Origin of the sequence: Pantoea sp. SO10, from assembly GCF_005281435.1 — a bacterium.
Lineage (GTDB): Bacteria > Pseudomonadota > Gammaproteobacteria > Enterobacterales > Enterobacteriaceae > Pantoea > Pantoea leporis.
This window is the reverse complement of record NZ_CP040095.1, coordinates 274,006-287,104: the sequence shown is the minus strand read 5'-3', so window position 1 is coordinate 287,104 and position 13,099 is coordinate 274,006. Positions and strand designations below refer to the sequence as shown.

Here is a 13,099-nt window from a genome sequence, read left to right as displayed (position 1 = left end):
ACAGGGATACCCCGTGCGCCGACTCTCTTTGCTACTTCTTTGCCTGTTGTTGCAGGCCTGCACACAAACGCAAAAAGGCCTCGAACAAACCGTGATGCTGGCCGTGAATGGCCCGGATGATGTCACGGTCACCAACGAGCAGGTTGCTAACCTGCCCTACGCCAGCCTCTATGCCCGCATCAATGAAGGACCGCGCATCTTCGTGGTGCTCGGTTACAACGAAAACGGCCAACAGAAGTGGATCACCCAGGATAAAGCGATGCTGGTGATGCAGCATGGCCGTCTGATCAAAACCCTGGGTTTACCGAGCAACCTCGCTGACGTCAGTAACCTGGTGCAGGATCCGCTCGCCGATGCGCTGCATCTGCAAAACGGTGCCAGCTGGACGCGCGTAGTGCAGTGGCGCGAGCAAGATAAAGTGCGTGCCGCCACAGCGGTTTCCCGCTTCGAGCGCGGTGACGATACGGTGCTGGACATCGCCGGTGAACGCGTACCGTGCCGCGTCTGGCATGAAACCGTGCGCATGGAGAACATAGGCGCGGAGTGGCAGAACACCTTCTGGATCGATAACCGTGATGGCACGGTATTGCAGGCCAACCAGATGCTGGCCGCCGATGCCTTCCCCGTTGAAACCACCATTCTGAAGCCGGCGAAATCATGAAAAAAATAACTCCAATGCTGGCAGCATTGACGCTGCTCACGGCTGGCCACGCACTGGCGGCGGCGCAAGTCACCGTGCACGATCTGCCGGGAAAAAACACACTGCAAATTAACGATGCGCAGAATCTTAGTCAGTTGCTCACCCATCCTGAACTGCGCAGTTGGTGGCCGGGCACGGTGATTGCCGAACGCGGCGCAACGGCGGTAGCACAGCAGCAACAGAAGCAGCTGCTGGCCGATCTGCGCGCCTGGCAAGCAGACAGCGGCGAGTCGTTGGCCGCAACCATCGGCTCGGTTATCCACCAGCTTGGCGCGCTGCAGGTAACGGGCCGCCAGTTCACCTCGCTCGATCCCGATGACGTGCGTCTGCGTCCACAGGATAACCGCACGCTGCAAGGCAGCTATGACCTCTATATGCTGGCGCAGCCGACGCAGGTACTGGTGCTGGGGGCGTTGAGCAATCCGGGTAAAGCGCGCTGGCAGCCTGGCCGCGAAGTGCGTGATTACCTCGAAGGCCACGATCGTCTGTCCGGCGCGGAACGCAGCTATGCCACGGTGATTGCGCCGTCCGGCAGCACCCAGCAAGTTCCGGTTGCCTACTGGAATCATCGCCATATCGAAGTGGAACCCGGCAGCATTATCTGGCTCGGTTTCACCTCATGGAGCTTGCCATGGGGCCAAAGCGATTTGAATGAGCGCATGCTTTCCGTTCTGACTCACCGGATACCAGACTGATGAAAAAACAATTACTTCTCAGCCTGTTGGCTGCTTCTGTTTCCGCCGCTTGCCAGGTGCATGCGGAAACCTGGCCTGAACCGGTCGGTCCTTCTCAATCGGATTTTGGTGGCGTTGGCCTGATGCAGACGCCCACCGCGCGTATGGCGAAAGAGGGCGAATTTAGCGTCAACTTCCGCGATAACGATCAATATCGCTACTATTCTGCCTCGCTGCAGCTGTTCCCGTGGCTGGAAACCACCGTACGCTATACCGATGTGCGTACCCGCCGTTACAGCGCAGTAGAAGGTTTCAGCGGCAACCAAAGCTATAAAGATAAAGCCTTCGATGTGAAGCTGCGCCTATGGCAAGAGAGCTACTGGCTGCCAGAAGTGGCGGTTGGCTCACGCGATTTAGGCGGTACCGGTCTGTTCGACAGCGAATATCTGGTGGCGAGCAAAGCGTGGGGCCCGTTCGATTTCACCTTGGGTCTGGGCTGGGGCTATCTCGGCAACAGCGGCACCATCAAGAACCCGTTCTGCTCCTACAGCGACAGCTTCTGTAGCCGCACCGGCGGTGGCGAAGCGGGTTCAATTAATGGCTCGCAGATGTTCCACGGTCCGGCGGCGCTGTTTGGCGGCGTAGAGTATCAAACACCGTGGCAGCCGCTGCGCCTCAAGCTGGAGTACGAAGGCAACGATTATCAGGATGATTTCGCCGGTCGTTTGGATCAGCGCAGTAAGGTCAACGTCGGCGCGATTTATCGCCTCACCGACTGGGCGGACATCAACGCCAGCTACGAGCGCGGCAACACCTTTATGTTCGGCTTTACCCTGCGCACCAATTTCAACGATCTGCATCAGTCGCATATCGATAGCGAGAAGCCGGCCTACAACCCGCAGCCGCAGGGCGATCTGTTGCAGCCAACGGTGGTGGCAAACCAGCTGACCGATCTGAAGTACAACGCAGGACTGAACGGCCCACATATTCAGACCAAAGGCAGCACGTTGTATGTGTCCGGCGAGCAGACCAAATATCGCGATACGCGCGAAGGGGTCGATCGCGCCAATCGCATTATCATGAACAACCTGCCGGCCGGCATCGATACCATCGACGTCACCGAGTCGCGCTTCAATATGCCGCAGGTGAGCACGCGTACCAACGTTGCCAGCCTGCATAACGAACTCGTGGGTTATCCGCTGGGGCATGAACAGCCGCTGCAGCAGACGCGTGAAAATCCGGTCGATCCCGGTACCACCGAGCAAGGTTTCTTTATCCGCAAAGATCGTCTGAACTACAGCCTGTCGCCGGTGCTGAATCAGTCCGTCGGCGGACCGGAAAGCTTCTACATGTATCAGGTTGGTGTGATGGCCAACGCCGATTACTGGCTTACCGATCACCTGTTGGTCGGCGGCAGCCTGTTTGGCAACCTCGCCAATAACTACGATAAGTTCAACTACAACGGCGCACCGGCGGATTCCACGCTGCCGCGCGTGCGTACGCATATTCGTGATTACGTTGAGAACAACGTTTACGTTAACGATCTGCAAGCCAACTACATGCAGGCGCTGGGCAACGGTTTCTACGGCCAGGTTTACGGCGGTTATCTGGAAACCATGTACGGCGGCGTCGGCGGCGAAGTGCTGTATCGTCCGATAGATAGCAACTGGGCCTTCGGGGTTGATGCCAACTACGTGAAGCAGCGTGATTGGGACAACATGATGCAGTTCACCGATTACAAAGCGCCAACCGGACATTTCACCGCGTACTGGCGTCCGTGGTTTATGCAGGACGTATTGGTGAAAGCCAGCGTCGGTGAATATCTGGCGAAAGATAAAGGCGTTACCGTAGATGTGTCGAAGCGGTTTGATAGCGGCGTGATGGTGGGCTTCTACGCCACCAAAACCAACGTGTCGGCGGAAGCCTATGGTGAAGGCGACTTCACTAAAGGCTTCTACATTTCGGTGCCGATGGATCTGTTTACCGTGACGCCAACGCGAGGCCGCGCGCAGGTGAACTGGGTGCCGTTGACACGTGATGGTGGTCAGATGCTGGGTCGCAAATATCAGCTGTATGACCTGACGTCAGATCGTGATGCGCGATTTAATTAACATCCGCGCGGGTGGTGTGAAACCCGCGCGATAAATCGCGCCGCTACGGAGAGGTGCACATACCGTAGCGGCGCCATTTATTGCGCGTTACCGACTATTAATCTGCGTCATAACCCAAATTGGGTGCCAGCCAGCGCTCAACTTCGCTCACGCTCATGCCTTTACGCGCGGCGTAATCTTCCACCTGATCGCGCTGAATCTGCGCCACGGCGAAGTACTTGCTATCAGGATGGCTGAAGTACCAGCCGGAAACCGCCGCGCCTGGCCACATGGCGAAAGATTCGGTGAGCTTCATGCCGGTATGCTTCTCCACATCCAGCAACTGCCAGATCGGTGCTTTCTCGGTGTGTTCCGGACAAGCCGGATAACCCGGTGCGGGACGAATGCCCTGATAATTTTCGCGAATCAGCTCTTCGTTGCTGAGATTTTCATGGGCGGCAAAGCCCCAAATCACCTTCCGCACGCGCTCGTGCAGATATTCAGCAAAGGCTTCTGCCAGGCGATCCGACACCGCTTTCACCATGATTTTGTTGTAATCATCGTGCTGCTTGTCATACGCCTCGGCCAGCGCATCTTCCTCAATTCCGGCGGTAACCGCAAACGCGCCGAGATAATCGGCTTTACCGCTGGATTTCGGTGCCACAAAGTCGGCTAAACAGTAGTTGGCGAAGTCGGTTTTCTCGGTCTGCTGACGCAAGTGATGACTGACGCACAGCACCTGATTGCGGTTCTCGTTGCTGTAGATTTCAATGTCATCGCCGACACGGTTGGCCGGGAAAATCCCCACCACGCCGCGTGGATTGAGCGTGCCGGTGCTGCTCAGCATATCGAGCATGGCGTTGGCATCGGCAAACAGGCGTTTGGCCTCTTCGCCCACCACTTCATCTTCCAGGATACGCGGATATTTGCCGGCCAGCGACCAGGTCATAAAGAACGGCGTCCAGTCGATGTAATTGCGCAGCGTTTCAATGCTGGCTTCGACCGGACTCACACCGAGGCGGTGCGCCACCGGCGGCGTATAGCTTTCCCAATCGATGGAATAATCATTATCGCGCGCAGTTTGCAGGCTCACCGGCGGCGTGCGCGGCTTTTTGCGCGCGTGCTGAATACGCACCGTGTCGTACTCTTTGCGCGTGCGCGCCACGAAATCTTCTTTCAGCGTCTCGGAGAGCAGCGATGACACCACGCCCACGGTGCGCGAGGCGTTCTGCACGTAGACCGTTGGTCCGCTATAGTTCTGCTCGATTTTCACTGCGGTATGCGCTTTCGAGGTAGTCGCGCCGCCAATCAGCAGCGGGATGGTGAATCCCTGGCGCTCCATCTCTTTGGCGACGTTGACCATCTCATCCAGCGACGGCGTGATCAGGCCGGAAAGCCCGATGATATCGGCGTTCTCGGCAATCGCGGTTTTGAGGATTTTGTCACTCGGCACCATAACGCCGAGGTCAATGATTTCGTAGTTGTTACATTGCAGCACTACGCCGACGATATTTTTGCCGATGTCATGCACATCGCCTTTTACCGTTGCCAGCACAATCTTGCCGTTGCTGCGTCCGGCCTCTTTGCTGGCCTGAATATAAGGTTCGAGATAGGCCACCGCTTGCTTCATCACGCGCGCTGATTTTACCACCTGCGGCAGGAACATCTTGCCCTCGCCGAACAGATCGCCAACCACGTTCATGCCGGACATCAGCGGCCCTTCAATCACTTCAATCGGCCGCGCTGCTGCCTGGCGCGCCTCTTCGGTATCCAGCTCAATAAACTCGGTGATGCCTTTCACCAGCGAATATTCCAGACGTTTTACCACGTCCCAGCTGCGCCATTCGGCCTGCTGTTTCTCCTGCTCGCCGTCGCTTTTGCTGCCGCGATACTTCTCCGCCAGTTCCAGCAAGCGCTCGGTGCCATCGTCACGACGATTCAGCACCACATCTTCCACCGCGTCACGCAGTTCGGCAGGCAAATCGTCGTAAATCGCCAGCTGACCGGCGTTCACGATGCCCATGTCCATGCCGTTGCGGATGGCGTAATAGAGGAACACCGCGTGAATCGCTTCGCGCACCGGTTCGTTACCACGGAACGAGAACGACACGTTGGAGACGCCGCCGGAGATCATCGCGTGTGGCAGTTCGCGCTTGATGTCTTCGCAGGCACCGATAAAGTCCATCGCGTAGTTGTTGTGTTCTTCAATGCCGGTCGCTACGGCAAAAATATTCGGGTCGAAAATGATGTCTTCTGGCGGGAAACCGACCTCTTCGGTCAAAATCTTGTAGGCGCGACGACAGATCTCAATTTTGCGCGCCCGCGTATCCGCCTGACCCGCTTCGTCAAACGCCATCACCACCATCGCTGCGCCGTAGCGACGCACTTTGCGCGCGTGCGCGATAAACGGTTCCACGCCCTCTTTCATCGAAATAGAGTTCACAATGCCTTTGCCCTGAATGCACTGCAGGCCTTTCTCGATCACTTCCCATTTGGAGGAGTCGATCATAATGGGCACGCGGGCGATATCCGGCTCACCAGCAATCAGATTAAGGAAGCGCACCATCGCCGCTTCCGCATCCAGCATGCCTTCATCCATGTTGATGTCGATGATTTGCGCACCGTTCTCTACCTGCTGGCGCGCCACATCCAGCGCTTCGTTGTATTTCTCTTCTTTGATCAGACGCTTAAATTTGGCCGAGCCGGTGACGTTGGTGCGTTCACCGACGTTGACGAACAGCGAATCGGCCTGAATGTTCAGCGGTTCAAGCCCGGCTAAGCGACAGGCAACCGGAATCTTTGGCAGCTGGCGCGGCGCAACGCCTTCTACTGCGGCCGCCATCGCCGCGATGTGTTCCGGCGTGGTGCCGCAGCAGCCGCCGATAATATTGAGGAAACCGGCGCGCGCCCACTCACCAATTTGCTCAGCCATGATCGCCGCATCGAGATCGTATTCACCAAAGGCGTTGGGCAAACCGGCGTTCGGGTGCGCGGTGACGTAGCCTTCAGCAATGCGCGACAGCTCCGCCACATACTGACGCAGTTCATCCGGGCCAAGCGCACAGTTGAGGCCGAACGACAGCGGTTCGGCGTGGCGCAGCGAGTTATAGAAACCTTCGGTGGTTTGGCCGGAGAGCGTACGACCGGACGCATCGGTGATGGTGCCGGAGATCATCAGCGGCAGCGTCACGCCCATCGCTTCCATCTCGGCCTGCACCGCGTAGATCGCCGCTTTGGCGTTCAGGGTATCGAACACCGTTTCGATCATGATGAGGTCGGAGCCACCGGCGATCAGCGCATGCGTCGATTCGCGGTAGGCTTCCACCAGCTGATTGAAGGTGACGTTACGATAGGCGGGATCGTTGACGTCCGGCGAGATAGAACAGGTGCGGTTGGTTGGGCCCAACACGCCCGCCACGTAGCGCGGACGATGCGGCGTTTTCGCCGTCCATGCGTCGGCGCTGGCACGCGCCAGTTTGGCGGCTTCGAAGTTGATCTCCGCCGATAGCGCTTCCATCGCGTAATCGGCCATCGCAATGGTGGTGGAGTTGAAGGTGTTGGTCTCGAGAATATCCGCGCCGGCAGCGAGATAGGCATCGTGGATTTCGCGGATCACCTCCGGTTTGGTTAGCACCAACAGATCGTTGTTGCCCTTCAAATCAGATGGCCAGTCGGCAAAGCGGCTGCCACGGAAATCCTGCTCACTCAGTTTATAACTCTGGATCATGGTGCCCATGCCACCGTCCAGAATCATAATGCGTTGCGCCAGCTGCTGCTGCAGCATTTCTGTTTTGTTGCTCACTCTCGCCCCGTCCACGTCATTGCGTTGGCTAATATGCCAGCCAGTCATACTGGCACAACTTGCAGGTGATCAAAAGTCAGCTCAGATGAGACATTTTCAGCTATTGCCGATGACAGGTCTGACCAGAAAGTCAGCGTTTGCATTAATGCGGTTAAAAACGAAAATGGTTTCCAGCATTGATGCGAATTGGAGACGTTATGGCAACCCCTGCGCCCGTGAAACGCGGCAAGAAACCGCGTGCGACAACGGCTACCACCAGCGCGCCCGTCGGCGGGCAAGTACAATCTTTGACGCGTGGTCTGCGCCTGCTGGAGCTGATTGCCGAATCCCACGGCAGCGTGGCGCTGACCGAACTGGCACAACAGGCCGGTTTACCCAACTCCACCACTCATCGCCTGCTCTCCACCATGCAGCAGCAAGGTTTTGTGCATCAGGTGGGCGACTTAGGTTTGTGGACCATTGGTTCGCACGCGTTTGTGGTCGGCAGCAGCTTCCTGCAGAGCCGCAATCTGCTGGCGATTGTGCATCCGCTGCTGCGCAAGCTGATGGAAGATGCCGGCGAGACGGTGAATCTGGCGGTGCTGGATCTCAGCGATTATCAGGCGGTGATCATCGATCAGGTGCAGTGTACGCAGCTGATGCGCATGTCCGCGCCGATTGGTGGCAAGCTGCCGATGCATGCATCCGGCGCCGGCAAAGCGTTTCTGGCGCATCTGAGCGATGAGCAAGTTACCGCGCTGCTGCATCAAAAAGGGCTGCATCACTACACGCCGAAAACGCTGATGTCGCCGCACAGCCTGAAGGAGAATCTGGCGCTGATTCGTAAGATGGGCTTTTCGCACGATGATGAAGAGCACGCGCTGGGTCTGCGCTGCGTTGCGGCACCGATTTATGACGAACATGGCGAACCCTTCGCCGCCATCTCAATCTCCGGCCCGATTGCGCGCATGACTGACGACCGCATCACCGAGCTGGGAGCGCTGGTGATCCGCGCCGCGAAGCAGGTGACCCAAACCTATTCTGGCCGCTAAGCGGCCACCGACGCATAGCGCGCGCTGAAACGCTGGCTGGCGCGCCACGCAATGACCTCTTCAATATGCCCTTCGCGGATGCGCGTTTGCAGCGCGCGCCACCAGTTGGGATCAAACAGCTGCGGATGCAGCGCCTGCAGCAGTTTGCCGGTCGAGGGTTCGCTGCACAGCGCATAGCGGAAGGTTTCCGGGAACACATCATCCGGCCCGACGCTGTACCACGGCTCGGCCTGCAGCTCATCTTCCTCATAGCGCGCCTGCGGCACATCGCGGAACACCAGTTCGGTCATCGGGCGGATTTCGTCGTAATCGTAAAACACCACGCGGCCATGACGCGTCATGCCAAAGTTTTTGTACAGCATGTCGCCGGGGAAAATATTCGCTGCCGCCAGCTGACGAATCGCATCACCATATTCGCTAATCGCATGCTGCCGCTGTTCCGGCGAAGCCTGAGCCAGCCACAGATTAAGCGGCTCCATGCGGCGCTCCAGCCACAAATGGCGGATGATCACCACATCGTCGCGCAGCTCGAGCTTTTCCGGGATATCGCGCTCAAACTCCGCCATCAGCTCGGCCGGAATACGCGCGCGCGGTAACGCAAAGTGCTCAAACTCCTGCGTATCCGCCATACGACCCACGCGATCGTGCTCTTTGACCATGCGATAGCAGTCGCGCACCTGCGCATCGGTGACCTCTTTTTGCGGTGCGAAGCGGTCTTTGATCACCTTAAATACGCGATCAAAACCCGGCAGCGTGAACACCATCATTACCATGCCGCGAATGCCGGGTGCGACGGTGAAATCTTCCTGACTGTTCGCCAGATAGTGCAGGTATTCACGGTAGCATTCGGTTTTACCGTGCTTCTGACAGCCAATCGCCATGTAGCGCTCTGCCACGGTTTTTCCCGGCAGAATCGGTTGCAGCCACGCCACCAGCGCGGCCGGAACCGGCGCGTACACCATGAAATAGGCGCGGGCAAAACCAAAAACGATGCTGGCATCATCGCTGTCGGTGAGACAGGTATCGATCCATAAACGGCCAGCATCATCGCGCTGAATCGGCAGTAAACAGGGCACCATGCCATCACTCAGCTGCAGGCGCGCCACAATCCACGCGGTTTTGTTGCGGTAAAACAGTTCGCTGGCGACATCCAGCGTCGCCGTCGCCAGCTGTGTGGCACCAAACTGCTCGTGCAGATGGCGCACAATCCAGCCGATATCGCGCGTTTGATCCTGCCACGTTAGACGCAGCGGAATGTCATTCAGCACCTGACGCAGTGTTTCCTGCCAATCCTGCTGCGGACGATAGAGGCGCGACAGCGGGCGCGGCGCAACCGGTGCAGGCGCATAGGGCTGCGACGGCAAGATAAACAGACGCTCGGGCGACAAATGGCTGTGGCCCTGCAGGCGACAATAGACCGAATTGAAGAAGCTTTCGGCGATTTCATGGCGCGGATAGCCGGGCAGCAAGGTTTCGTAATGGCTTTTCACCCGTAGCCAGAACGCGTCATCCCAGTCCGAAGTGTCATTGAGAATGCGCAGCTGGTTGGTGACCAGGCCAACATGGTGATCGTAAAGATGGATACGCGCTTTCATTGCCTGCTGCACCGCGTGCCAGTCGGCCTGCTCGAAGCGCTGTTGCGCCCCGGCGGTGATATCCAGAAAGCGGCCATACTGCGCGTCAAAACCTTGCAGAATGGTGTGGGCAATCAGCGATTCTCTCGGCGTCATCGGCAACGCTCCTTTAGCGGTAAGTGGTCGCCATTGAATGGCGACCTTACAACGGCTTCAGAATTGTGCGGCTTCGGTGGAGCCGGTCAGCGCGGTCACGGAGGATTGTCCGCCCTGGATGACGTTGGTGACGCGATCGAAATAGCCGGTGCCCACTTCCTGCTGATGCGATGAGAAGGTGTAACCCTTATCGCGCGCCGCAAACTCCGGCTGCTGCACTTTCTCCACGTAATGGCGCATGCCTTCGCCCTGTGCATACGCGTGCGCCAGGTCAAACATGTTGAACCACATGCTGTGAATTCCGGCGAGCGTAATGAACTGGAAGCGATAGCCCATTTCGCTCAGCGCCTGCTGGAAACGGGCGATAGTGCGATCGTCAAGGTTCTTCTTCCAGTTGAACGAAGGCGAGCAGTTGTAAGCCAGCAGCTTGCCGGGATACTGCGCGTGAATCGCGTCGGCAAAGCGCTGCGCCATCTCCAGATCTGGCGTTGAGGTTTCGCACCACAGCACATCGGCATAAGGCGCATACGCTAGCCCGCGGCTGATCGCCTGTTCAATCCCGGCACGCGTGCGGAAGAAGCCTTCCGAGGTGCGCTCGCCGGTGATAAACGCCGCATCGCGCGGGTCGCAATCTGAGGTGATCAGATCGGCGGCATCCGCATCGGTGCGCGCCAGCAACACTGTCGGCACGTTCATGACGTCCGCTGCCAGACGCGCCGCCACCAGTTTCTGAATCGCTTCCTGCGTTGGGACTAATACCTTGCCGCCCATGTGGCCGCACTTCTTCACCGCCGCCAGTTGGTCTTCAAAATGCACCGCGCCGGCACCGGCCTGAATCATCGATTTCATCAGCTCGAACGCATTGAGCACGCCGCCAAAGCCCGCTTCCGCATCGGCGACAATCGGCAGGAAGTAATCAATAAAATCACTGTCTTCTGGCGATACGCCGCTGGCCCACTGAATTTGATCGGCTCGCTGGAAGCTCTGATTAATCCGCTCCACCACATTTGGCACCGAATTCACCGGATACAGCGATTGGTCGGGATACATCTGCCCGGCCAGGTTAGCATCTGCCGCCACCTGCCAGCCGGAGAGGTAAATCGCCTCTATGCCGGCTTTCGCCTGCTGCACCGCTTGTCCGCCGGTCAACGCGCCAAGGCTGTTGATGTAGCCTTTGCTCGATTCACCATTCAGCAGCGACCAGAGTTTGGTGGCACCGCGCTCCGCCAGCGTGCAGGCGGGATTGACCGAACCGCGCAGATTGACCACATCCTCCGCACTGTACGGACGAGTAATTCCCTGCCAGCGCGCATCATTCCAGCTCGATTCCAGTTGTTTGATCTGTTGCGTACGATTCATCGTCATATCTCCAGGTTCAAGGCAGCAGGCGGTAGCCCGGCAGAGTGAGGAAGGAAACCAGTTCGTCATCGGTGGTAATTTGCGCCATCAGCGCGGCGGCATCGTCGAAGCGTCCATTTTGAAAACGTTCTGCGCCAACGGTTTGCTGCAAGGTGGCCAGCTCTTCCTCCAGCAGCCGTTCAAACAGCGCCACCGTTACCGGCTGGCCATCGCTGAGAATTTGTTTGTGATGAATCCATTGCCAGATGGAGGTGCGGGCGATTTCAGCGGTGGCGGCATCTTCCATCAACCCATCAATCGGAACGCAGCCGTTGCCGCTGATCCAGGCTTCCAGATATTGCAGCGCCACGCGGATATTGGCGCGCATGCCGGCTTCAGTACGCTTGCCGCGACAGGGCGCCAGCAGACGTTCGGCGGTGATTGGCGCATCCTGCTCACGCGTGATGTGCAGTTGATTGGGCTGATCGCCCAGCCGACGGTCAAACTCCTCCATTGCGATATCAGCCAGGCCGGGATGCGCCACCCAGGTTCCGTCGTGACCGTTGCCCGCTTCTCGCGCTTTATCTTCCTGCACCTTTTGCGTCACCCATACATTGCGCTCCGCGTCTTTGCTCGGAATCAGCGCCGACATACCGCCCATCGCCAGCGCACCACGACGATGACAGGTTCGAATCAGCAGGCGTGAATAGGCATCGAGGAATGGCTGATCCATGCTGATTTGCTGGCGATCCGGCAGGATACGATCGGGATGCTGGCCCAGCGTTTTGATGTAGCTGAAGATGTAATCCCAACGGCCACAGTTCAGGCCAACGACGTGATCACGCAGTTCCCACAGGATCTCATCCATCTGGAATACCGCCGGCAGCGTTTCGATCAATACCGTGGCTTTGATGGTGCCGCGCGGCAGATCGAAGCGATCTTCACTGAAGCGGAAGATCTCACGCCACCACGCCACTTCAGCGGCATGCTCGGTTTTCGGCAGATAGAACCATGGCGCGTGGCCCTTCTCCAGCAGCGCTTCAACGTTGTGGAAAAAGTAGAGCGCAAAGTCGAACAATCCGCCGGGAATGGCCCGATCGCGCCACTCCACATGCTTTTCATTCAGATGCAGACCGCGCACCCGACACATCAGCAGCGCCGGATTGGCGCGCAGCTGGTAGATCTTGCCGGTTTCACTGGTGAAGCTCAGCGTGCCATTGACGGCATCGCGCAGTGTTAATTGTCCGTCGATCAGCTTCTGCCAGGTTGGCGCCAGTGAATCTTCAAAATCGGCCATGAAGACGTTGACGTTCGCGTTGAGCGCGTTGATCACCATTTTGCGATCCGGCGGCCCGGTGATCTCTACGCGACGATCCTGAAGCAGCTGCGGAATAGGACGAACTTGCCACGCATTTTCACGAATGGAAGCGGTTTCCGAATCAAAGCCGGGTAACTCACCCTGATCGTAACGCTTCTGTCGTTGCTGGCGTGCTTTCAGCAGGCGTTCGCGCTCTGGTGCAAAGCGCACCACTAATGCGTGTATAAAGTCGATTGCTTCTGGGGTAAGCAGCTGCTTTTCCTCGTGGGTAAAGGGCTGGCTGAAGGTTAGCGTATTGCTGATAACCGAGTCTGTCATGCGGGCTGCCTCCTGAGTTGATCCATCGTTTAACGATCGGATCCGGATGTAGGGTGTTTTATAACCTGCAAGATCAGAGCATAATGATTTTTATTTTA

General features: G+C 57.7%; 8 protein-coding genes. 4 read left to right on the top strand and 4 right to left on the bottom strand.

Annotation, left to right across the window (positions count from 1 at the left end; genetic code table 11):
* The first annotated feature begins 13 nt into the window (after nt 1-13).
* The 3 genes from FCN45_RS01275 to FCN45_RS01265 are packed head-to-tail and all read left to right on the top strand — an operon-like array spanning nt 14 to nt 3,485.
* Entirely contained in the window at nt 14-661 is a 648-nt protein-coding gene (locus FCN45_RS01275) for a YjbF family lipoprotein (protein WP_137384940.1), read from the top strand.
* Nucleotides 658-1,395 (top strand): capsule biosynthesis GfcC family protein, encoded by a 738-nt coding sequence (locus tag FCN45_RS01270; protein WP_137384939.1) that lies wholly within the window; start codon nt 658-660, stop codon nt 1,393-1,395. Before FCN45_RS01275 ends, FCN45_RS01270 begins: the two co-directional genes overlap by 4 nt.
* Nucleotides 1,395-3,485 carry a YjbH domain-containing protein gene (locus tag FCN45_RS01265; RefSeq protein ID WP_101763120.1) on the top strand — a complete coding sequence of 697 codons (2,091 nt, stop codon included), beginning with the start codon at nt 1,395-1,397 and terminating at the stop codon, nt 3,483-3,485. The genes FCN45_RS01270 and FCN45_RS01265 overlap by 1 nt, the downstream gene beginning before the upstream one ends.
* Before the next feature lie 97 nt (nt 3,486-3,582).
* Here the strand turns inward: FCN45_RS01265 and metH are convergent, their stop codons facing one another.
* On the bottom strand, nt 3,583-7,266 hold the full coding sequence (metH, locus tag FCN45_RS01260; protein ID WP_137384938.1) for a methionine synthase: 3,684 nt from the start codon (nt 7,264-7,266) through the stop codon (nt 3,583-3,585).
* A 197-nt stretch (nt 7,267-7,463) separates the two neighbouring features.
* On the opposite strand from metH, the gene iclR reads away from it, so the two are divergent.
* Entirely contained in the window at nt 7,464-8,297 is an 834-nt protein-coding gene (iclR, locus tag FCN45_RS01255) for a glyoxylate bypass operon transcriptional repressor IclR (RefSeq protein ID WP_101763122.1), read from the top strand.
* Here iclR and aceK read toward each other — a convergent pair.
* The 3 genes from aceK to aceB are packed head-to-tail and all read right to left on the bottom strand — an operon-like array spanning nt 8,294 to nt 13,001.
* Entirely contained in the window at nt 8,294-10,027 is a 1,734-nt protein-coding gene (gene aceK / locus FCN45_RS01250) for a bifunctional isocitrate dehydrogenase kinase/phosphatase (RefSeq protein WP_137384937.1), read from the bottom strand. The two genes, iclR and aceK, sit on opposite strands and share 4 nt — an antisense overlap.
* Before the next feature lie 57 nt (nt 10,028-10,084).
* On the bottom strand, nt 10,085-11,386 hold the full coding sequence (aceA, locus tag FCN45_RS01245; protein WP_101763124.1) for an isocitrate lyase: 1,302 nt from the start codon (nt 11,384-11,386) through the stop codon (nt 10,085-10,087).
* 16 nt (nt 11,387-11,402) lie between these two features.
* Nucleotides 11,403-13,001: a malate synthase A gene (gene aceB / locus FCN45_RS01240; RefSeq protein WP_101763125.1), complete on the bottom strand. Its 1,599-nt coding sequence runs from the start codon at nt 12,999-13,001 to the stop codon at nt 11,403-11,405.
* Nucleotides 13,002-13,099 lie beyond the last annotated feature (98 nt).

Excerpts from the sequence above, each read along its gene's own strand:
- FCN45_RS01270 (WP_137384939.1), top strand. The coding sequence starts at position 658 with ATGAAAAAAATAACTCCAATGCTGGCAGCATTGACGCTGCTCACGGCT.
- FCN45_RS01265 (WP_101763120.1), top strand. The coding sequence starts at position 1,395 with ATGAAAAAACAATTACTTCTCAGCCTGTTGGCTGCTTCTGTTTCCGCC.
- iclR (WP_101763122.1), top strand. The coding sequence starts at position 7,464 with ATGGCAACCCCTGCGCCCGTGAAACGCGGCAAGAAACCGCGTGCGACA.
- aceK (WP_137384937.1), bottom strand. The coding sequence starts at position 10,027 with ATGACGCCGAGAGAATCGCTGATTGCCCACACCATTCTGCAAGGTTTT.
- aceA (WP_101763124.1), bottom strand. The coding sequence starts at position 11,386 with ATGAATCGTACGCAACAGATCAAACAACTGGAATCGAGCTGGAATGAT.
- aceB (WP_101763125.1), bottom strand. The coding sequence starts at position 13,001 with ATGACAGACTCGGTTATCAGCAATACGCTAACCTTCAGCCAGCCCTTT.